General features: G+C 73.0%; 14 protein-coding genes. 6 read left to right on the forward strand and 8 right to left on the reverse strand.

Annotation, left to right across the window (positions count from 1 at the left end; all coding sequences use genetic code 11):
• Positions 1-66: 66 nt before the first annotated feature.
• A complete protein-coding gene (gene dacB / locus Aiant_RS19555; protein WP_229830416.1) occupies positions 67-1,638 on the reverse strand; it encodes a D-alanyl-D-alanine carboxypeptidase/D-alanyl-D-alanine endopeptidase in 1,572 nt (523 codons plus the stop codon).
• A 417-nt stretch (positions 1,639-2,055) separates the two neighbouring features.
• On the opposite strand from dacB, the gene Aiant_RS19560 reads away from it, so the two are divergent.
• Complete coding sequence (locus Aiant_RS19560) at positions 2,056-2,556, forward strand: inorganic diphosphatase (protein ID WP_189332276.1); 501 nt, start codon at positions 2,056-2,058, stop codon at positions 2,554-2,556.
• Positions 2,557-2,629: 73 nt separating this feature from the next.
• Here Aiant_RS19560 and eccD read toward each other — a convergent pair whose 3' ends face one another.
• Entirely contained in the window at positions 2,630-3,940 is a 1,311-nt protein-coding gene (gene eccD, locus Aiant_RS19565; RefSeq protein WP_189332275.1) for a type VII secretion integral membrane protein EccD, read from the reverse strand.
• Between the two features lie 101 nt (positions 3,941-4,041).
• Here eccD and eccCa point away from each other — a divergent pair, with 101 nt between their 5' ends.
• Entirely contained in the window at positions 4,042-7,911 is a 3,870-nt protein-coding gene (eccCa, locus tag Aiant_RS19570) for a type VII secretion protein EccCa (protein WP_189332274.1), read from the forward strand.
• Between the two features lie 154 nt (positions 7,912-8,065).
• A complete protein-coding gene (gene mycP, locus Aiant_RS19575) occupies positions 8,066-9,310 on the forward strand; it encodes a type VII secretion-associated serine protease mycosin (protein WP_425322678.1) in 1,245 nt (414 codons plus the stop codon).
• 1,105 nt (positions 9,311-10,415) lie between these two features.
• On the opposite strand, the gene Aiant_RS19580 is transcribed toward mycP, so the two are convergent.
• The 5 genes from Aiant_RS19580 to Aiant_RS19600 form a co-directional block, all read right to left on the reverse strand.
• Positions 10,416-11,594 carry a MarP family serine protease gene (locus Aiant_RS19580; RefSeq protein ID WP_189332273.1) on the reverse strand — a complete coding sequence of 393 codons (1,179 nt, stop codon included), beginning with the start codon at positions 11,592-11,594 and terminating at the stop codon, positions 10,416-10,418.
• A gap of 27 nt (positions 11,595-11,621) precedes the next feature.
• The gene (locus Aiant_RS19585) at positions 11,622-12,350 is read right to left on the reverse strand and encodes an NUDIX hydrolase (protein WP_189332272.1); all 729 of its coding nucleotides are present in this window, start codon (positions 12,348-12,350) and stop codon (positions 11,622-11,624) included.
• Positions 12,347-12,892, reverse strand: coding sequence for a TlpA family protein disulfide reductase (locus Aiant_RS19590; RefSeq protein WP_189332271.1), 546 nt, complete (start codon positions 12,890-12,892; stop codon positions 12,347-12,349). Before Aiant_RS19590 ends, Aiant_RS19585 begins: the two co-directional genes overlap by 4 nt.
• Complete coding sequence (nth, locus tag Aiant_RS19595) at positions 12,889-13,671, reverse strand: endonuclease III (RefSeq protein WP_189332357.1); 783 nt, start codon at positions 13,669-13,671, stop codon at positions 12,889-12,891. Before nth ends, Aiant_RS19590 begins: the two co-directional genes overlap by 4 nt.
• 92 nt (positions 13,672-13,763) lie before the next feature.
• Positions 13,764-14,945, reverse strand: a complete 1,182-nt coding sequence (locus Aiant_RS19600; protein WP_189332270.1) for a CapA family protein — start codon at positions 14,943-14,945, stop codon at positions 13,764-13,766.
• 205 nt (positions 14,946-15,150) lie between these two features.
• Between Aiant_RS19600 and Aiant_RS19605 the strand changes: the two genes are divergently transcribed.
• The 3 genes from Aiant_RS19605 (at position 15,151) to Aiant_RS19615 (ending at position 19,429) form a co-directional block, all read left to right on the forward strand.
• Positions 15,151-15,828: a Crp/Fnr family transcriptional regulator gene (locus Aiant_RS19605; protein WP_014447921.1), complete on the forward strand. Its 678-nt coding sequence runs from the start codon at positions 15,151-15,153 to the stop codon at positions 15,826-15,828.
• 212 nt (positions 15,829-16,040) lie between these two features.
• On the forward strand, positions 16,041-17,414 hold the full coding sequence (locus Aiant_RS19610) for a carboxyl transferase domain-containing protein (RefSeq protein WP_189332269.1): 1,374 nt from the start codon (positions 16,041-16,043) through the stop codon (positions 17,412-17,414).
• Between the two features lie 11 nt (positions 17,415-17,425).
• A complete protein-coding gene (locus tag Aiant_RS19615) occupies positions 17,426-19,429 on the forward strand; it encodes an ATP-binding protein (protein WP_189332268.1) in 2,004 nt (667 codons plus the stop codon).
• A 1,130-nt stretch (positions 19,430-20,559) separates the two neighbouring features.
• Here Aiant_RS19615 and Aiant_RS19620 read toward each other — a convergent pair.
• The gene (locus tag Aiant_RS19620; protein ID WP_189332267.1) at positions 20,560-21,546 is read right to left on the reverse strand and encodes a serine/threonine-protein kinase; all 987 of its coding nucleotides are present in this window, start codon (positions 21,544-21,546) and stop codon (positions 20,560-20,562) included.
• Positions 21,547-21,549: the final 3 nt, after the last annotated feature.

Consider the following 21,549-nt stretch of genomic DNA (forward strand, 5'->3'; position numbering starts at 1 on the left):
CTGACAGTACCCGCGCGATTCCACAGCGCACTCCGGTGAAACCCCGAGGTTGCCCGGGGCCGGTGCTCAGGCGCAGCCGCAGGCGACGAGCTTGGCCACCACCTTGTCCAGCGCGGACTTCGCCGCGCCGGCGTCCGAGGTGGCGCTCGCCATCAGGGCGAAAGCCAGCACCCGCCCGTCCTTGGTGACCAGCACCCCGGCCAGCGTGTTCACCCCGCTCAGCGTGCCGGTCTTGGCCCGGACGACGCCCTGCGCCGTGCGGTTCGGGCTGGGCGTGACGAATCGGGTCCGCAGGGTGCCGGACCAGCCGGCCACCGGCAGCCCGTCGAACATCGCGGAGAGCTCCGGTTTCAGGCCGCTGGCCGCCAGGGACAGGGTCTGCACCAGCAGCGCCGGGCTGATGCCGTCGAACCGGGACAGGCCGCTGGCGTCGTAAAGATCCGCCTCGTCGCCGTTGAGCCCCAGATCGCGCAGCTTCTGGACCATCGCGTCCGCGGTGCCGTCGAAGCTCGCCTCGACGCCGGCCGCCAGCGCCACCTGCCGGCCCACCGCCTCGGCCAGGGTGTTGTCGCTCTGCTGCAGCATCCAGTCGAGGATCTGCACCAGCGGTGGCGACTCCACCTTGCCCAGCTCCTGGCCCGGGGTCAGGCCGGCGGCCGGCGCGGACGCGGCCGCGGACGCATCCTGTGCGGCCGGCGCCTTGCCCTTGGCGACCTGCTCCGACGGGACGTCCAGCAGGTTCGCGAAGGCCCGCCCGGCAGCCAGCGCCGGATCGGAGAACCGCGGGTCGCCACCGTGCTCGTTGTGCACCGGCGTGATCCGCCCGGCGTTGGTCATCAGCGCCTGGATCCGGGCCACCTGCCCGAGCGGCGAGATGTCCTCCGAGTCCCAGCCCTTCGCCGTCTCCGGCCCGGTGAACAGCGAGATGTCCACCGTCACCCTGGTGATCGGGGTACTGCCCATCGCCTTTTTCACCTGCGCGGCCAGCTTGTCCAGCCGGGCCGCGCCGGGGAACTGCCCCTTGGCGTTGATCGCCAGGGTCGGGTCGCCACCCCCGATGATCACCACTTCGCCCGGTTTCCGGCCGGCCACCACCCGGGTGGCCAGCCGGTAGGCCGGGCCGCGGGCGGCCAGCGCGGTCACCGCGGTGAGCAGCTTGGTGGTCGACGCCGGGGTGGTCGGCACCTCGGCCAGGCGGGAGTAGAGCAGCTCCTGGGAGGCGACGTCGACCACCGAGGCGTGCACCTTGTCGCCCAGCGCCGACGCGCCGATCAGCGGGTCGAGGGCCTCCTTGACCGCGGCGGCGCTCGGCGGCCGGCCCTGCGCGGCGGCGGCCGCCAGCACCGGGGTCGGTGTCGGGTCCGGGGTGATCGGAGCATGGGTGGGCGCCGCGGACTCCTCGCCGAGCCAGCCGGCGATCGGGCCGGGCCGCGCCACCAGGCCCACCACCAGGACCGCGAACACGACCACCACGGCGAGGACGAGGGTGGCGGCCTTCGTACTGGAGAAGAAGCTGGAGATCGGGCCGGGAGCGGCGTCGTCACCGTCCTCGATCTGCTCGGCGGCCACGGTTTCCGGCGCCGCGGCGGGCCGGGCCGGGCTGACCGGCGCCGGCGCCGCCGGGCGCGCGGTGTTCAACGGGACAGAGGCTTTTCCGTACGCCGAGGAGTCGCTCGCGGGCTGGGGCGTGGGCTGGGGCGGCTGCGGAGCGCTGGGCGGATAGCCACCGACCGACGGGATCTGCACGGTCGGCTGCTGATCCTGCGGAACCCCGGGCCGACCAGGGCCGCCGGGTGGCACACTGGCCCAGCCGGGCTGCCGATTACCGGCATCCGGGCGGTTTGACCCGTCCGACACGCCGTCACCGCCCGGACCGTTCTGTGAATCTTGCCTCGTCACACGCCCCTCCTCGCCCGTGGCGTCAGACTTAGGGGAGACTAGCGACATCCGGCACACCGTTGCGCGCGGATCCTGCGGGCCCGTTTCCATTCCCCCCGCTTCCCCGCCCGGCGGACCCGGCCTATTCAAGCGGGCAAGCAAAAGGGGAGCGAAATAATGGATTTCGACGTTCTGGTTGAGATCCCCAAGGGGCAGCGCAACAAGTACGAGGTGGACCACAAGACCGGGCGAATCCGCCTGGACCGGACCCTCTTCACCGCGACACAGTATCCCGCCGACTACGGCTACATCGAGGGCACCCTGGGCCAGGACGGCGACCCGCTGGACGCCCTGGTACTGATCCAGGAGCCGACCTTCCCCGGCTGCCTGGTCCGGGCCCGCGCCATCGGCATGTACCGGATGACCGACGAGAAGGGCCGCGACGACAAGGTCCTCTGCGTGCCCTACGAGGACCCGCGCCAGGAGCACCTGCGGGACATCCACCACCTGGGCGAGTTCGACCGGATGGAGATCCAGCACTTCTTCACGGTCTACAAGGACCTGGAGCCGGGCAAGTCGGTCGAGGGCGCGACCTGGGTCGGCCGGGTCGAGGCCGAGGCCGAGATCAAGGCGTCCTTCGCCCGGGCCCAGGCCGCCGAGGCCGAGGGAGAGCACTGACCGCTCGCTTCCCACGCACCGCTGACGACCGCACCTGCGGGGCTCCGGCCCCGCAGGTGCGGTCGTATGGCACTCAGAACGCGATGCCGCTGACCGCTCGGTAGAGCCCGGCCACCGCGCAGGCGACCGGGATGACCGAGACGGTGGCCAGCACGTCCAGCACGTCGGCGGCCCGGGCCGGCCCTCGCGACGGCGGGCGGGCCGGCACGGCCACCGCGGCCAGGGCGAGCAGCACGCACCCGGCCGCGGCCCCGGGCAGCGCCCGCGGGCCGGCCGCGCCGAGCAGGTCCACGCCGAGCGCCACCGCGGCGGCCAGCCCGCCCGCGAGCAGCGGCAGCCGCTGCCGCCGGGCCCGGAACAGCCGGGCGCGCAGCAGCACCGCGAGCGCGCCGGCCCCGAGCAGGATCCGGGCCGCGAGGGTGTCCATCCGGGCCAGTGCCACGGCGGCACCGGCCACCAGCACCGCGTGCCCGAACAGCAAACCGGTCAGCAGCTCGTCGGTCCGGTCCAGCGCGGCCAGCACCGCGGCCCGGTCCGGCCGGCGCCGGATCGCCTCCAGCGCCGCGCCCTCCGGGCCACCGGCCGGCGGTCTCGGCAGCCGGCCCAGGTGGATGGCGAGCGCCGGGAGCACCGGCAGCCCGCAGACCAGCACCGCGAGCAGGACGGCCGGACCGATGAACACGGCCGCCGCGCCGAGCGTCCCGACCGTCGCGCCGGCGACGAACAGCCTGGTGCCCACGGCTGCCCCGGCCCCGCTGGCGGCCGCCGCGAGCAGCAGCGCCACCGAGCCGGTCAGCAGCGCGCCACCCGGATCGGCCGGACCGGCCAGCAGCGCGCCGCCGGCGAACGCGTAGGGCATCGCGTAACCGCCGAACAGCACCGCGGCCGGGCCCGCGCCGAACGCCCGGGACGCCGCCGTGGCAGCCAGCACCAGCAGGACGGCCAGGCCGAGCCCGGTCCCGCCGTCGGCGGCACGGCACACGGCGGCCAGACCCGCGGTGAGCAGCACACCGGCCACGACCAGGGCGGTGTTGCGGGTGGCCGCCGGGCTCCAGATCCCGCCGCGCCGCCGGGCGCCGTCGGCCACCGCCTCGACCACGTCGTCGTACTCCAGCTCGGGCCACTCCTCGTGCGCCGGGCGCAGGTGCAGCACCTCGCCGTCGCGCACCCCTTGCGGGTGCAGTCCCCGGCCGACCTCCAGGGTGTCGCCGCCGGACCGCCGCAGCACCCAGCCGCCGTGCTGCTCGCCCGCGTCGGCGAGGTCCTCGCCGGCGTGCTGGAGCACCTCGGGCAGCAGCTCGGCCAGCGGCACGTGCTCGGGCAGCGTCACGTCCACCCGGCGTCGCGGCGCGCTGATGGTGACACGGGCCAGACCGGTATCCACCAGGCCCCTCTCGGTTGTCCACAGCAGACGAAGCGGTGCTGCGGGATCGATGAGAATTTATCTAGCATGGGGCCGTCGGGCGACGGAAGGCGGCACGCGACATGGGCACCGTGGTGATCCGGCGGGCCGAGCGGCGCCCAGCGCCCGAGATTCCGGCCGGCGAGCTGCCGGTCGAGGCGCCGCCCGAGGTGCCGGCGCCGGCCGGTGGGCGGTGGCAGCAGGCGCTGATGGTGCTGCCGATGCTGGGCGGCACCGTGGCCATGGCGATGATGATGGGGCAGGGGCGTGCCGGGGCGTACTCGTACGTGATCGGCGGTCTGTTCGGCATCTCCTCGATCGCCATGCTGGCCACCTCGTTCGGCGCGGCCACCGGCCCGCGCCGGGCCGAGCTGTCCGCCGCCCGCCGGGCCTACCTGCGACATCTGGCCGAGTTGCGCCGCCGGGTCCGGGACACCGCGCACCGGCAGCGGATCGGGCTGCTCTATCGGCATCCCGACCCGGCCCGGCTCTGGTCCACGGTGGCCAGCCACCGGGTCTGGGAGCGCCGGCCGGACGACCCGGACTTCGGCGTGGTCCGGGTCGGGCTCGGGCCGCAGACCCTGGCCACCCCGCTGCTGCCGCCGGAGACCCGCCCGCTGCCCGAGCTGGAGCCGGACACCGCCGGAGCGCTGCGCCGCTTCCTGGACGCCTACTCGGTGGTGCCGGATCTGCCGGTGGCCCTGGCGCTGCGCGGGTTCGCCCGGGTGCACCTGCGCGGCGGCGAGCCGGCCCGGGCACTGGTCCGGGCCGCGCTCGTGCAGCTCGCCGTCTTCCACGCGCCGGACGACCTGCTGGTCGCGGTCTGCGCCGGGCCGGCGCGGCGGCCCGAGTGGGAGTGGGTGAAGTGGCTGCCGCACGCGCTGCACCCGCGGCGCGGCGACGCGCTCGGCCCGCTCCGGCTGGTGGCCGGCGACGCCGCCGAGCTGGACCGGCTGCTCGGCGACGTGCTCGGCGGCCGCCCCCGGTTCCTGCCCGGCGCCGTGCCCGGCCCGGGTCCGCACGTGGTGATCGTCCGGGACGGCGCCGAGCCGCTCCCCGGCGACGACGGCCTGGACGGGGTCACCGTGCTGGACCTGGACGCCCCGCCGCCGCGGCTGCTCGACCGGGCCACGCTGGTCATCGAGGTTGACCCGGCCGGTGCGCTGCTGACCACCACGCGTGACGTCGAGGCCGAGGCCGGCCGGACGGACGGGCTGCCGGTCAGCACCGCCGAGGCGATCGCCCGGCGGCTGACCCCGCTGCGCCTGGCCACGACGGCCGATCCGGACGGGACCCCGGCGCCGGCCGAGGCCGCCGGCTTCACCGAGCTGCTCGGCATCGGCGACCCGGAAAGCTTCGTCCCGGCCCGGGGCTGGCGGCCGCGGGCACCCCGGGACCGGCTGCGGGTGCCGATCGGGCGGACCGCCGAGGGGTTGCCGGTCGAGCTCGACCTCAAGGAGCCGGCGCAGGACGGGATGGGCCCGCACGGGCTGCTGATCGGCGCCACCGGCTCCGGCAAGTCGGAGCTGCTGCGCACCCTGGTCCTGGCGCTGGCCGGCACGCACTCCTCGGAGTCGCTGAACTTCGTACTGATCGACTTCAAGGGCGGGGCGACGTTCGCCTCGCTGGACCGGTTGCCGCACACCGCGGCGCTGATCACCAACCTCCAGGACGAGCTGCCGCTGGTCGACCGGATGGCGGACGCGCTGGACGGCGAGCTGATCCGGCGGCAGGAGCTGCTGCGCAGGGCGGGCAACTACGCCGGGCTGCCGGACTACGAGCGGGCCCGGGAGGCGGGCGCGGCGCTGCCGCCGCTGCCGTCGCTCTTCGTGGTCTGCGACGAGTTCGCCGAGATGCTCCAGCAGAAACCCGAGTTCATCGACCTGTTCCTCCAGATCGGGCGGCTCGGGCGGTCGCTCGGCGTGCACCTGCTGCTGGCCAGTCAGCGCCTGGAGGAGGGACGGCTGCGCGGGCTGGACACCCATCTGTCGTACCGGATCGGGTTGAAGACGTTCAGCGGGATGGAGTCGCGGGCGGTGCTCGGGGTGCCGGACGCGGCCGAGCTGCCGAGCGCGCCCGGGCACGCCTATCTGAAGTCCGGCGCCGGGCCGCTGGTCCGGTTCCGCGCGTCGTACGTCTCGGGCCCGCTGCACCGGGCCGGAGTCTCGCCCGGGGAGGTGCCGGGGCGGGTGGCGCCGTACACCACCCGGGCCGTGGCGGCGCCCGCCCCGGTCGCCCTGCCGGAGCCCTCGCCGGACGATCCGACCCTGCTCAGCGTGCTGGTCGACCGGCTGGCCGGGCAGGGCCCGCCGGCCCACCAGGTCTGGCTGCCGCCGCTGGACGCCGCCGCCACCCTGGACGACCTGCTCGGCCCGCCCGCACTGCTCGCCGAGCGCGGGCTGAGCTGCGCCAACCCGGCGCTGCACGGTGCATTGCAGGTGCCGGTCGCGCTGGTGGACAAGCCGCGAGAGCAGCTCCGGGACGTGTTGTGGCTGCACCTGGGCGGGGCGGCCGGGCACGTGGCGGTGATCGGCGGCACCCTCAGCGGCAAGTCGGCGGCGCTGCGGGCGCTGATCTGCGGGCTGGCGCTGACCCACACGCCGGCCGAGGCGCAGGTGTACTGCCTGGACTTCGGGGGCGGGTCGCTGGGCGGGCTGCGGGAGCTGCCGCACGTCGGTGGCGTGTTCGGGCGGCTGGAGGCGGAGGGCGTCCGCCGGACCGTGGGCGAGCTGGCGACCCTGCTCGCCGAGCGGGAACGAGCCGGCGAACGGCAGGCCGGCGCCGACGTCTTCCTGGTGGTCGACGGCTGGGCCACGGTACGCACCGACTTCGAGGAGCTGGAGCCGGTGCTCACCGACCTGGCCACCCGCGGCCTCTCGTACGGCATCCACCTGGTGGCCGCCGCCTCCCGCTGGATGGACTTCCGGCCGGCGGTCCGGGACCTGTTCGGGTCCCGGGTGGAGTTGCGGCTGGGCGACCCGGCGGACTCGTCTGTCGGCCGCCGGGCAGCCGCCGCGGTCCCGGAACGCCAGCCCGGACGCGGGGTGACCGAGGATCCGGCGGCGCCGGGCCGGTTCCTGCACCTGCTCACCGCGCGCCCCGAGGTCCGCTCATTGGGCGACACCGCCGGGCTGGTCAAGGCGGTGGCCACGGCCTGGTCCGGGCCGGTCGCGCCGCGCGTACGGCTGCTGCCGCCGATCGTGCCGTGGGCCGAGATCGCCGGTGCCGGAGAGGGGTTGCGCCTGCCGATCGGCATCGCCGAGGCGGACCTGCGGCCGGTGACCGTCGACTTCGCCACCGACCCGCACTTCCTGCTGCTCGGCGACGCCGAGTGCGGCAAGTCGTCGTTCCTGCGCGCCCTCGCGATGTCGGTGACCGGGCGGTTCGCCCCGGAGCAGGCCCGGATCATCCTGGTCGACTACCGGCGCAGCCTGGTGGACCTGCCGGAGACCGAGCACCGGATCGGCTACGGCATGCAGACCCAGCCCACCCTGGACCTGCTCCAGTCGGTCGCCGGGTACATGCGCAACCGCCTGCCCGGCCCGGACGTCACCGCGAAACAGCTGCGCGAGCGCTCCTGGTGGACCGGGCCGGAGCTGTTCGTCCTGGTCGACGACTACGACCTGGTGGTGGCCGGGCCGGTCAACCCGCTGACCCCGCTGCTCGAGTTCCTGCCGCAGGCCCGGGACATCGGCCTGCACCTGGTGCTCACCCGGCGGGCCGGCGGCGCGGGCCGGGCCCTCTACGAGCCGGTGCTCCAGCGGCTCCGGGAACTCTCCGCGCCGGCTCTGGTGATGTCCGGTCCACCCGAGGAGGGCGCGCTGATCGGGACCGTCCGGCCGGAGACGATGCCACCGGGGCGTGGTCGCCTGATCACTCGTCGTGATGGAATTCGGCTGATTCAGCTGGGCTTCCCGGAATCCGGGCCGATGACAGACTCCGCGTGCGATTAGGCACCGAGGACCGCAGCGACACGCCGCGGTTTCGGAGTAATCTCCCCCCATCGACTGACCATCATCAGAATGGCGACGCCGTCCCGTGACCAGAGTGAGCGCAACCTTCCGGCCCTACCGGCCGTGGTGTCGTGCACGCCGACTGGGGGCAGCGGTGCTGGCCGGCGTCCTCGCGCTGGCGCCGGCCGCCGGCCCGGCGCTGGCCGAGCCCGGCGTGACCGACGAGATGTTCGAGCCGATCACCGACCCCGCCGCCGGGGCGGACACGGTCCGCGCCGACGAGTGGCAGTTGCAGACCCTCGACCTGGCCGACGCGTGGACCTATGCGGACGGCAGCGGGATCACCGTCGCGGTGATCGACTCCGGGGTCGACGCGCGCCACCCCGACCTGGCCGGCCAGGTGCTGCCCGGGCTGGACCTGGTGGACAGCAAGGGCCACGGCGACACCGACGCGGTCGGCCACGGCACCACGGTGTCCGGGATCATCGCCGGCCGCGGTGACGACAGCATCGGCGTGGTGGGCATCGCGCCGAAAGCCAAGATCCTCCCGGTCCGGGTGCTGGACGCGGACAATCGTTACGACGACGCCCTGATCGTGGCGAAAGGGTTGCGCTGGGCCGTCGACCACGGCGCCCGAGTGGTCAACCTCTCACTCGGCGGCAGCGCGAACAGCCCGGCTCTGGCCGCCGCCCTGGACTACGCGTTCGCCAAGGACGTCGTGGTGGTCGCCTGCACCGGCAACGTCAGCGCGTCCTCCAGCGCCCGCGGGGTGTGGTACCCGGCTCGTGAGCCCGGCGTGCTCGCGGTCGCCGGCGTGGAGCGCAACGGCACCGACCTCTGGACCGGCTCGATCACCGGCAAGGAAACCGTGATCACCGCGCCCGCCACCGAGCTGGTCGGCGCGAAACCGGGCGGCTACTGGCGAGTGCAGGGCACCAGCTTCGCCGCCCCGATGGTCTCCGGCACCGCCGCGCTGATCCGCTCCCGCTGGCCGGACATGCCGGCCGGCGAGGTGGTCAACCGGATCATCAAGACCGCCAAGGACCGCGGCGCACCCGGCCGTGACGACGTCTTCGGCTTCGGCCTGATCGACCCGACCGGCGCGCTCACCGCCGACGTGCCCGCCGTGACCACCAATCCGCTGGACACCACCCCGCCGCCCGGCGTGGCCCGGTTCGGCAGCGCGCCGGCCTCGGGCGAGGCCCAGTCCGCCCCGAGCGACGCCGCCCAGCGCCCGGACACCGCCGATCCCGGCACCAACGCCGGTGGCTGGGCCGCGCCCGCCACCGCCGAGCCGCCCGGCCCGCATCGCGGCCGTTGGATCGCCATCGCCCTGTTCGCGCTCTCGTTGCTGGCCGGCGCCTTCACCATCCGCCGCTTCGCCAACACCGCCGGCTGACGCAACCCCGCCGCCAGGCCGCTCCGCCATTTTCGTACGCCCAGAGCCCGCCGGGTCGCCACCTCCAGCACCCATCCCCTCGGCGTGGACGTGACAGTCCTGTCCGCGCACACAACACCACGGTGGACGGGCCGTGGCGGCCCTCTCTTTACACGCGAACACCACCACCAGACCTAGCCGCACGCCCACTGCGCGCCGCCGCCCCGCCCTGTGCAAAACACGACCACCCGACCCAGCCAAACAGGGGTCCCAGCTGGGCCTCACAACCCCGTCCAACCCCGAAACACCACTACCCCACGCCCGGCCAGCGACTACGAACGTCAGGCTGGCGCTCATGGCCCTATCCCGGGTGCGGATAGGGCTCCCGTGCCCAGCCGGAACTGTCGGGCTGGCGCTCATAGCCCCATCCCGAACCCCGATAGGGCCGTGAGCACCAGCCACGACCGCGAGTGGCGGCCGGATCGTGACCAGCAGCTCCGTGGCCTGGCACGCACCCCGTGATCAACCACCTACCCGAACCGGCGGTCGCAACCGGGAAGCGCAGCGGCGGCCGGAAACACAGCGGACCCCGCGAACTCAGCCCGGCACGGCCTCGCGACCCGGCACCGGGACACCCAGCCGGAAATGTCGGGCTGGCACTCATGGCCCTATCCCGGGTGCGGATAGGGCTCCCGTGCCCAGCCGGAACCACCGGGCTGGCACTCATAGCCCTATCCCGAGCCTGGATAGGGCCATGAGCACCAGCCGCGACCGCGACTGGCGGCCGGATCATGACCAGCAACTCCGTGGCCTCGCACGCACCCCGTGACCAACCACCTACCCGAACCGGCGGTCGCAACCGGGAAACGCAGCGGCGGCCGGAAACACAGCAGACCCCGCGAACTCAGCCCGGCGGACCGAGACCGGGACCACCGTGCGCTGAGCCGCCAGGCGGCCGGGAGCACAGCGGACCCCGCGAACTCAGCCCGGCGCGGCCTCGCGGCCCGGCACCGGGACCACCGTGCGCCTAGCCACGGGAGAGGGCTGCTGCGGGTGAAACGGCCCGAGAACGTACGAAATCGGGATTTGGGGTTGAGGCAGCGATCTCGGACCTTGAGGGAACCGCTTACGCGCACTCGCCTGTTTTGACGCCCTGGGTGCTCTCGCGGCCGAGCTTGGCGACCGGGGCGGCTTCGGCCGCGGTCAGGGCGAATCCGACATTCTTGTCGTCGGCCGCGGCTGCGAAGATCACGCCGAGCACGTCGCCGGTCGGTGAGATCAGTGGGCCGCCCGAGTTGCCGCTGCGGACCAGGGACTTGATCGTGTAGATCTGGCGGGTCACGTCGCCCGACTCGTAGATGTCCGGGCCGGTGATCGGGCCGACGTCGCGGACCCGGGCGGACTGGGCGTTGTAGGGACCGTCCTGCGGGTAACCCAGCACGATCGCGCTGGCGCCGCTCGCCGCCGACTTGGACACGAAGGACATGGCCGGCGCGGTCAGGCCGGGGACCCGGATGACCGCGAGGTCGCGTTTCGGGTCGTAGACGACGACGGTGCCCTCCAACTGGCCACGGGAGGTCTCGACGACCACCTCGCGGGTGCCGGCCACCACGTGGGCGTTGGTCATCACCCGCTCGTCGGCGTAGACGAAGCCGGTGCCCTCGATCCGCCGGGAGCAGCTGGGGGCCGCGCCGAGGACTTTGAGCACGGATTTCTTGGAGGTCTGCACGATCCGCGAATTCCGCAACGCGGGGTCGGGCTCGGCGACCTCCTTGGCCTCGGTGCGGGCCAGGCCGCCGAACACGTCCGGGAAGCCACTGGTGTCCAGGGTGTCCCGGAGCGCCGAGGAGAGCGCCTGCGCCTGGTCGGGCATCAGCCCGTTGATGCCGCCGAGGATGGCACTGCTGCGGACGGCCTTGTTGATCGCCGGGAACGGCGTCGAGCCCATCGGGACGGCGACCAGCCAGGCTGCCAGCAGCACCGCGACCACCGAGACGACCGCGCCGCCGGCGTCGTCGAGATGCTGGAGCGGCCGGTTGAAGATGGCCCGGCGCAGGCTGGTGCCGAGCCAACCGGCCAGGGTCTGGCCGAGCACGGCGAGAGCGAGGATCACGGCGAGCGCGACGATCAGCCGGACCGTGCCGTCGGCGAACTGTTTCGCCACCAGCGGGCCGAGTTGCAGCCCGATCAGCACCCCGCTGAAGAAGCCGCCGAGCGACAGCGCGCCGATCACGAATCCCTGCCGATAGCCGCTGATCGCGAAGAGCAGCATCAGCACGATCAGGATGACATCGACCACGGGCACTCACTCAACATAGAAGTCAGGCGCACGTCACGGCACCACCTCGTCCGGGGCGCCGCCGCGCGCGGCCGGCACCGGGGCCGCGGCGTCGGGCAACTCCACCACACGTCCCGGCTCCCACGGTCGCGCCCAGCCCGCCATGTCCAGCAGCACCGAGATCACCCCCGCGGTGAAACCCCAGACGAGCATGCCGCGGACCTGGAAGGCCGGTCCGATCCAGCCGCTGGGGTGTCGCACCCGGATACGGTTCGCGGGGTCGGCGAGTTCATCGATCGGCAGCCGGGCCACGTGGGCGACCTCGGTGACCTGCCGCGGCCGGACCGGGTGTGGCCGACGCCACCAGGCCAGCACCGGGGTGACCGAGAACCGGCTGACCGGGATCCACAGCTCGGGCAGCAGGGCCAGGGCCTCGGCGCTGGCCGCCGACAGCCCGACCTCCTCGTCGGCCTCGCGCAGCGCGGTGGCGACCGCGTCGGCGTCCTCCGGGTCGGTGGCGCCGCCCGGGAAGGCCGGCTGGCCGGCGTGGTTGCGCATGGTCGCGGCGCGTTGCAGGACCAGCAGATCGGGGCCGCCCGGAGTGTCCGCGGCCGGCGGGCTCTCGCCGAGCAGCACCAGCACCGCGCTGGAGCGGCCGCCGGCGCCGACGGGCTGGCGCAGCGTGCTGAAGTCCTCGGTGCGGCACTGGGCGACGCGGGTCAGTAGCGGCTCGAACCAGGGCGGGAGATCGGCCGGCCGGTTCAGCACCACCCCACGGCTCATTGCGGCACCGTGACGCCGGTGTGTTTCTTGACCAGGTCGGCCAGCTCGGCGGCGTCCATCGGCAGGCGGTGCAGGTAGTACTTGCCGGTGGCGTCGACAAAGACCGTGTTCGGCAGGTTGACCGCGCCGAGGGCGGCGATCAGTCTCTGATCCGGGTCGAACAGGGTGGGCAGGCTGACCCCGTGGTCGGCGCCGAACGACGCCGCCGCGTCCCGGGTGTCGCCGCTGTCCACCCCGAGCACGGTCAGCTTGCCGGCGGTCTTGTCGGCGAGCTGCTGGACGACCGGCAGCTCCTCGCGGCACGGTCCGCAGAAGGACGACCAGATGTTGATCACCGCGGGGCCGCGCAGGGCGGGCAGGCTCACCGGCGTGCCACCGGTGAAGCAGTCGAGCGTGACGTCCGGCAGCTCGGTGCCGCCGTCGGCGGGCGCGGCGCAGGCCGCGAACGGGGACGGGGTCTCGGCATCGGCCGGGGAGGCGGCGGCGGTGCACCCGGCGAGCAGCAGCACGGTCGCCGCGGCCGGCAGGAGGGTGCTCCTCACGGCTCCTCCGGGGCGAGCGCGGCCGCGGCCGGCACCAGGTCCGGGTCGACGCCGGCGGCGGCCGCCAGGTCGCGGGCCCGGGGCCCCTTGAGCAGTTTCGCCGCGGGGGCCGCCTCGGTCGGGCCGGTCCCGTACGACGGGCAGGTGGCGGCCAGCGTGCACGCCCCGCACGCGGGCTTGCGAGCGTGGCAGACCCGCCGCCCGTGGAAGATCACCCGGTGCGACAGCATCGTCCAGTCGCGTTTCTCGATCAGGTCGGCGACCAGGAACTCGATCTTGACGGGATCGTCCTCCTGGACCCACCCGAACCGATTGGTGAGCCGCCGGAAGTGGGTGTCCACGGTGATCCCGGGAACGTCGAACGCGTTGCCCAGAATGACGTTGGCGGTTTTACGCCCGATTCCTGGCAATTTGACCAATTGATCCAGTTTCTGGGGAAGCCGGCCGTCGTATTCCGCCAGCAGCGTCTGCCCCAGTTTGATCAGAGAATCGGTCTTGGCCCGGAAGAAGCCGGTGGGCCGGAGCAACTCCTCCATCTCGGCCCGGTCGGCGGCGGCGTAGTCGGCGGCCGTCCGGAATTTCGCGAACAGCCGGGGCGTCACCTGGTTGACCCGGACGTCGGTGGTCTGCGCGGAGAGGATGGTCGCCACGGCCAACTCGAGCGGCGTGGTGAAGTCGAGCTCGCAGTGCGCGTCCGGATGCGTGTCGGCGAGCAGCCGGGCCATCTTGCGGGCCCGGCGTTTCCGCCCGATCGGCGTCTCCCCCGCGAAGCGCTTCATCGACCGCTCCAGCACGGCTGTCCCGGGGTCGGCGGGCGCGGCGCGGGGTGGGGTCACCGGTAAAGAGTACGTCGGCCCACCCACACCGTCGGTCACGCGGCGGGCTTGATCGTCCCGTCGTCACCGATCGTCGCGCCGGTCTCCGGGAAGTCCGCTTTCGTCAGGCTGCCGACCAGCTCGCGGCCGCGCTCGTCGGCGGTGTCCCGGGTGGGCAACCCGTTGCCGTTGAGGTACGTGGAGAGGAACTTGCCGGACACGTACGTCCCGTCCTTGGCCAGCGTGACCCGCAGGATCCCGCCGTACTTCTTGATGCCGTCCTTGGAGAGCGTGCGCCCGCCGCCGGCGAAGTTGCCCAGGCTGTACGCGATCAGCTTGCCCTTGTAGAACTCCATCCCGCGGAGCACGTGCGGCCCGTGCCCGATCACCACGTCCGCCCCGGCGTCGATCACGGCGTGGCTGAACTTGATCGGGTCGCCCCGGTTCTCCCCGAAGTAGATCTCGTTCCCCGGCTTCACGTGATTCTTGGTGTCGCCCTCGCCACCCATGTGCACCTGCACCACGACCAGGTCGGCCTTCTCTTTGGCCTGCTTGATCACGGAGCGGGAGTGGGCCGGGTCGTTCAGGTTGTTGGTCCCGGCGTACGGCGAGAAGCCGACCACCGCGACCTTGACGCCTTTCACCTCGACCACGGTGATCTGGTCCTGCTCACCGGTGTACTCCAGCCCGGCGCCGTCGAGCGCCTTGATGGTGTTGCCGTGCCCGGCGTCGCCGAAGTCCTTGGCGTGATTGTTCGCCAGGTTGAGCAGCTGGAAGCCGCCCTCGACGAGGTGCTTGGCGTAGGACGGCGGTGAGCGGAAGGCGTAGCAGTTGGTGCTCCCCGCACCGCACTTGGAGGCGCCGGTGTCGTCGGTGAGCGGCTGCTCCAGGTTGCCCATGACCAGGTCGGAGGCGAGGCCCTTGCGGACCGAGTCGAAGAAGCCGGCGCCGTTGCGCGGGGGCAACCCGTTCGGCGCGCTGGACATCATGATGTCGCCGGTCGCGGAGAGGGTGATCGACGGGACCTCGGCCGACTCGGTCCGCTCGGCCGGGACGCCGGAGACCGCGACGGCGGGGGCGGTGGTCGGAGCGGTCCAGGCCGGCTCGTCGCCGCTGCCCCGATGAGCCAGGGCGACCCCACCGACACCCGCACCGGCAGCCGCGGCAGCAACAAGCGCAACATTCAGGACAATCCGGCCAGAACGGCGCTGGCGGTCGGACCGGGGGTGCGAATTCATCGACCGGGACGATACCGTCGGCTCGCAAGCGGCAGCGACCGACGAAAGTGCTGTCCCGAATTGCCCGGACCGTCGAATTGTCTCCGGCGGTCCGGACAATTCTGGTTACCGTCCAGTATCTGGATCAAGGGGTGGCCGCCCGTTTCCCGCCCGCGTGCGCCTAGACTGATCGAGCGCAGACGTTGCGCGTTTCGGAGGTGCGGCGATGGATGAGGTACTGGCGCGCAGCGGAATCTTCCAGGGCGTTGACCCGGAAGCCGCAGAGGCGCTCGCCAAGGAGATGGACACGATCGAAGTCCGCAAGGGCGACGTGGTCTTCAACGAGGGCGAGGCCGGCGACAGCCTGTATATCGTTCTGTCCGGGAAGATCAAGCTGGGTCGCCGGGCCGCTGACGGCCGGCAGAACCTGGTCTCGATCATGGGCCCGTCCGACATGCTCGGCGAGCTCTCCCTCTTCGACCCGGGCCCGCGCACCGCGACGGCCACCGCGGTGACCGACAGCCGGCTGGCCCGGCTGAAGAAGTCGTCGCTGCGCCCGTGGCTGAACAACCGGCCGGAGATCGCCGAGCAGCTGCTCCGGGTGCTGGCCCGCCGGCTGCGGCGGACCAACGACGCGCTGGCCGACCTGATCTTCACCGACGTGCCCGGCCGGGTGGCGAAAAATCTGCTCCAGATGGCCGGCCGCTTCGGCACCCGGGACGGCGGTGTGCTGCGGGTCACCCACGACCTCACCCAGGAGGAGCTGGCCCAGCTGGTCGGCGCCTCCCGCGAGACGGTCAACAAGGCGCTCGCCGACTTCGCCTCCCGCGCCTGGCTGCGGCTGGACGGCAAGAGCGTGATCATCCTCGATCCGGAGCGGCTCGCCCGGCGCGCTCGCGTCTGACCTTCCGCCACCTCACGGCATAGGGGCTGTCCTGGTGGACAGCCCCTCAAACGTGCTTGATCCACTCTTTCCAGTGACCGGGCAGCAATGCCCGGATCCGTGTCGCGCCCGCACAGCCGCTCGTTACGGAGGTGGCCGAGAGGCACCGGCGTGACAGGGAAGGGCGCGGCATTGAACGCAGGTAGGGGCGTAGCGAGCAGCGGGGTCGCCACATGACCGTGCTCGATACCACGCTGGACCCGCGCGACCCGGCCTACCTGGAGGGGCGCAGCACCACCCTGCAATGGCTCGCCGCGCTGGAGGCCGCCCTCGACGAGGCGCGCGCCGGCGGCGGCGAGAAGTGGGTGACCCGGCATCACGCGCGCGGCAAGCTGCTGCCCCGGGAACGCATCGAGATGCTGCTCGACCAGGACAGCCCGTTCCTGGAGCTGTCCCCGGTGGCGGCCTGGGGCTCGGAGTTCCCGGTCGGCGCCAGCGTGGTCACCGGCATCGGCGTGGTCGAGGGCGTGGAGTGCGTGGTGATCGCCAACGACCCCACGGTGGACGGCGGGGCGGTCAACCCGTACACCGCCGACAAGATCCGCCGGGCCGCGCGGATCGCCTCGGAGAACCGGCTGCCGCTGGTCAATCTGGTCGAGTCGGCCGGTGACGCGGCCCCGGCCGGGGGCATCGCCCGCGAGCTGAGCCGGCTCACCGCCGACCGGGTGCCGACCGTCTGCGTGGTCTTCGGGACCACCAGCGGAGACGCGGCGTACCTGCCGGCGCTCTCCGACTACACGATCGTGGTGCGCGGGCACGCCAAGGTGATGACCATCCACCCGCAGCGTTCCGGGGTCGAGGTGCGGGCCACGCCGGTGGTGCCGGCCGGGCCGCCCGGGCCGGCCGACCAGCTGGCCGAGGACGAGCGCGACGGGCTGCGGCTGGCGCGGCAGTGCGTACGGCGGTTCAACTGGCGCAAGCAGGGCTCCCGGCCCCGGACCGTCCGGCCGCCGGCCCCCCGGTACGACACCGAGGCGCTGCTCAGCCTGGCCGCCGCCGACCCGGCCGGCTTCGACCCGCGCGAGGTGCTCGCCCGGATCCTGGACGACTCCGACTTCGACGAGTTCAAGCCCGGGCAGGGCGGCGTGCTGGTGGCCGGCTGGGGTGAGCTGCACGGCTACCCGGTCGGCGTGCTGGCCGGCCCGCGCGGCACCTGGCTCTCCCCGGCCGAGTCGCAGAAGGCCGTGCACTTCCTCCAGCTGGCCAACGCCACCGCCACCCCGGTGATCTTCATCCGGCATCCGGGGGAAACCCAGAAGAGCGACGACGCCGACATCCGGCACGACGCCCCCCTCGTGCACGCCGTGGCCAAGTCCACCGTGCCGCACCTGGTCCTCACCATCGGCCCGGAACCCGGCGGCACGCCGGCCCGCGCCGACGAACCCCGATTCCAGTTCAGCTGGCCGCGTCCCCCGGCGGAACCCGCCGCGGCCGACGACGGCGTCATCGACCCCCGCGACACCCGTACGGTCCTCGGCCTCTGCCTCTCCGCAGTGCACAGCGCCGCCGTGGCTGGTGCCGAACACGTCGGCGTGTTCCGACCTTGAAAGGTAGACCCGTGATCCGACGCCTCTTGGTCGCCGACCGTGGTGAGATCGCCCGCCGGGTGTTCGCCACCTGCCGTCTGGTCGGCATCGAGACGGTCGCCGTCTACTCGGACGTCGACACCGACGCTCCGCACGTCAACGAGGCCGACTACGCCGTCCACCTGGAGGGCAACACCCCGGCCACCACGTATCTGGAACAGCACGCGTTGATCGCCGCGGCCAAGCGGGCCGGCGCGAACGCCGTGCACCCGGGCAACGGGGTGCTGGCCGAGGACCCGGTGTTCGCCGCCGCGGTCGTCGACGCCGGGATGATCTGGGTCGGGCCACCCGCCGCCACGCTGCGCACCCTGCACCGCAAGACCGAGACGAAGAAGCTGGTCGCCGAGGCGAAGGTGCCGGTGCTGCCGAGCTTCACCGACCCGGAGACGGTGCCCGGGTTCCCGGTCCTGATCAAACCGGATGCCGGCATCGGGGGCGCCGGCATGCGGGTGGTCCGGGACGCCTCGACGCTGGCCGAGGCGGTCGCCTCGACCCGGCGCGAGGTGGACGGCGAGGTGTTCTGCGAGCCGTACGTGCCGAACGTCCGGCACATCGAGGTGCCGATCCTGGCCGACGCGATGGGCGCGGTGGTGCCGTTCGGCGAGCGCGAGTGCTCGGTGCAGCGCCGGTACCAGAAGATCGTCGAGGAGACGCCGTCGCCGGCGGTCGACGCGGCGCTGCGCGAGGACCTGTGCCGGGCGGCCATCGTCGCGGTCCGGGCGCTCGGCTTCGTCGGGGCCGGCGCGGTCGAGTTCCTGCTCGACGCGGACGGCGACTTCTGGTTCCTGGAGTTGACTCCGACCCTGCAGACCGACCACGCGGTCACCGAGTGCACCTCGGGCTACGACCTGGTCCGGTTGCAGCTGCTGGTGGCCGAGGGCGGCAGCCTGCCGATGCCCGGGCCGCCGCCGATCCGCGGGCACGCGATCGAGGTGCGGATCTGCGCGGAGGACCCGGCGTACGCCTGGCTGCCCAGCGCCGGCACCCTGCACCGGTTCGCGGTTCCGGACGTGGCCGGCGCGTTCCGCCCGCTGCCGCAGCCCGGCCTGCGCCTCGACTCCGGGGTCGCGGACGGCTCGGTGACCGGGATGCACCACGACCCGATGCTGGCCAAGCTGATCGCCTGGGCGCCGTCCCGGCAGGAGGCCGCCCGGATGCTGGCCTCGGCGCTGGCCCGAGCCCAGCTGCACGGCGTGGTCACCAACCGCGACCTGCTGGTCCGCACGCTGCGGCACCACTCGTTCCGGGCCGGCGACATCGACACCGGATTCCTCGACCGGCACCCGGAGGTGTTCGCCCCGCTGCTCTCCTCGGTGGACGCGGTCCGGCTGTCCTGCCTGGCCTCGGCGCTGGCCGGAGCCGCCGACCGGCGGGCCAGCGCACCGGTGCTGAGCTCGCTGCCGTCCGGCTGGCGCAACGTGCCGTCCGGCTCGCAGACCGCCGTCTACGACGGCCCGACCGGTCCGGTCGAGGTCGGCTACCGGATGAACCGGCACGGCGAGCTGGCCGGCTGGTGGGTCCGCTCGGTCGACCCGGAGGAGCTGGACCTGGCCGGCCTGGGCCAGGAGCCGGTCGACGAGCACCCGCCGATCGTGGTCGTCTCGGCCCGCCGCGACCGGGTCGTCCTCAACGTCCAGGGCATCCGCCTGGCGGTCCTGGTGCACCGGGTGGGCGACGTCTCCTATGTCGACAGCCCCGAGGGCTCGGTGACTCTGCGTGAGATTTCCCGCTTCCCGCTACCCGCTCCGGAGGCCGCGGAGAGCTCCCTGATCGCCCCGCTGCCGGGCGCGGTCCGGCGCGTCCTGGTCGTGCCGGGACAGCGGGTCCGGGCCGGAGAATTGCTGCTCACTCTGGAAGCGATGAAGCTGGAGCACCCCGTCCACGCCCCGTCGGCCGGCGTGGTCGCGTCCCTGCCGGTCCACCCCGGCGCCGAGGTGGACACGGGTGAACTCCTAGCAGTCCTAGACCCAGAGTAACCAAAATCCCGATCTTGTACGCCTTGACCCCGTCCCCAGAAGCAACAGCCCTCCCCCGAGTCGCCACAACGCGGCGCCCGAGCTGTGGTCCGGACCGCTCCGCGATCCTTGGTCCGCTTCACGCGCGCCGCGAGGCCGCTGCCACTCCCGGCACGCTGTCAGCGCGTCACGGTCCGCTCCACCCAGTCCGCGAGACCGCCGCCACCCCAGACCGATCCGCGCCTCCCGGCCCCGGCCCGCTCCCGGAGACCCCGTGCCGCCCCCAGCCGGACACCGTGGTGGCGTGTCCCCGGGCTGGACCTCACGGCCCTATCCGGGTTCGGAATAGGGCCGTAGGGACCAGCCCGACAGAACCCGGCTGGACCTCACGGCCCTATCCGAGCCCGCGATAGGGCGCTGAGCCCCAGCCGGAGTCGGCACTGCGGTCAGTCCAAACCCGGGGCAGCCCAGCTCGAAACACCGGGCTGGACCTCACGGCCCTAACCGAGCCCGCGATAGGACGCTGAACCCCAGCCGGAGTCGGCTCGGCTGGGCACTGCGGTGAGGCCCCAACCCGGGACAGCCCAACTCGAAACACCGGGCTGGACCTCACGGCCCTAACCAGGCTCGGAATAGGGCCGTGGCGACCAGCCCGACAGAACCCGGCTGGACCTGACGGCCCTATCCGAACCCGGGATAGGGCGCTGAGCCCCAGCCGGAGTCGGCACTGCGGCCAGGCCCAAACCCGGGACAACCCAACTCGAAACACCGGGCTGGACCTGACGGCCCTATCCGGGCTCGGAATAGGGCCACAGGGACCAGCCCGACAGAACCCGGCTGGACCTGACGGCCCTATCCGGACTCGGGATAGGGCGGTGGGGACCAGCCGCGGGCGGTGTGTCGCGGCAGGGTCTGGGCCTGCGGCGGGCCTCGCGCGGCATGCGAAGCGGACCGCGACGCGCGTTCAGCGTGCCGGGAGTGCCGTCGGTCTCGCGACGCGCGCAGAAGCGGACCGCGACGCGCGGGGCGGACTCTGACCACAGCTCGGAGTCCGCGTGATGCGGACTCGGGACGGGGCTGTTGCTTCTGAGGACCGCGCTAATGCGTACAAAAATGGGGTTGCGGAGAGGCGACCGAAGGCGGTCCGGGGATCACCGGCTGAACCATTTCGCGAAGAAGCCGGTCTTGCGGGTGTGGACCGTCGGCGTCTCGTCGTTCTGGGTCGGTGTCGTGGGGGCGATCGGGCGTGGCCGCGGCGGCAGGTACGTCGACGAGGAGCGGTAGACCGTCGGGGACGGGGCCGGCGCGTTCGGGTCCAGGTGCAGGTTGGTGAGCTGGTGGTGCAGCTCCTGAGCGGAGGGGCGGCCGCGTGGGTCGCTGTGCATGCCGCGGCGCAGCACCTCGGTGAGCGAGCGCGGGACGCCGGGCAGGTCCGGGATCGGCTCGTCGAACAGGTTCATCAGGGTGATCAGGCTGGGGCTGCGGTCGGTCTGCCAGCGGGGCGGGCGACCATACATGATCGCGTAGAGCGTGGCGCAGAGCGAGTAGACGTCGGCGGCGCTGGACGGGCTCTCGTGCCGGAACATCTCCGGTGGCGCGTAGGCCGGGGTCAGCACCTCGAGCGTGACCGACGAGTCGCGCATCTCGCCCAGCACGGCCAGGCCGAAGTCGGCCAGCACCGCCTGGTTGAACTGCGAGTACAGGATGTTGGCCGGTTTCACGTCGCGGTGAAGCACGCCGTTGGCGTGGGTGTGCACCAGCGCGTCGGCGATCTTGACGCCGACGTCCCGGGTCTCGGCCGGGCTGAGCGGCTTGACCCGCATCCGGTCGAGGTAGGAGCCGTCGCAGAGCTCCATGATCAGGTAAGGGTGCTGGTCGACCGTGACACCCACGTCGAACAGGTCGACGACGTGCGGATGCGACGACATCCGCCCCGCGGCCCGCGCCTCCCGCAGGAATCGGGCCTGGTCACGGGCATTGTCAAGGGTCCGGTTCTCCATCTTGATGGCGACCTCGCGCCCGACGGAGTCCTGGGTGGCCCGGTAAACGGTGGCATAGCCACCACGGGCCATGACCGACAAGCCGGACATGCCCGGGACGTAGGGCACGGGCAGGGCGCCAGGCGGTGTCTCCGTCACGGC

The sequence above is a fragment of the Actinoplanes ianthinogenes genome, from assembly GCF_018324205.1.
Lineage (GTDB): Bacteria > Actinomycetota > Actinomycetes > Mycobacteriales > Micromonosporaceae > Actinoplanes > Actinoplanes ianthinogenes.

Coding starts and splice junctions, on each gene's coding strand:
- Aiant_RS19560 (WP_189332276.1), top strand. CDS start 2,056: ATGGATTTCGACGTTCTGGTTGAGATCCCCAAGGGGCAGCGCAACAAG.
- eccCa (WP_189332274.1), top strand. CDS start 4,042: ATGGGCACCGTGGTGATCCGGCGGGCCGAGCGGCGCCCAGCGCCCGAG.
- Aiant_RS19585 (WP_189332272.1), bottom strand. CDS start 12,350: ATGAGCCGTGGGGTGGTGCTGAACCGGCCGGCCGATCTCCCGCCCTGG.
- nth (WP_189332357.1), bottom strand. CDS start 13,671: ATGAAGCGCTTCGCGGGGGAGACGCCGATCGGGCGGAAACGCCGGGCC.
- Aiant_RS19600 (WP_189332270.1), bottom strand. CDS start 14,945: ATGAATTCGCACCCCCGGTCCGACCGCCAGCGCCGTTCTGGCCGGATT.
- Aiant_RS19605 (WP_014447921.1), top strand. CDS start 15,151: ATGGATGAGGTACTGGCGCGCAGCGGAATCTTCCAGGGCGTTGACCCG.
- Aiant_RS19610 (WP_189332269.1), top strand. CDS start 16,041: ATGACCGTGCTCGATACCACGCTGGACCCGCGCGACCCGGCCTACCTG.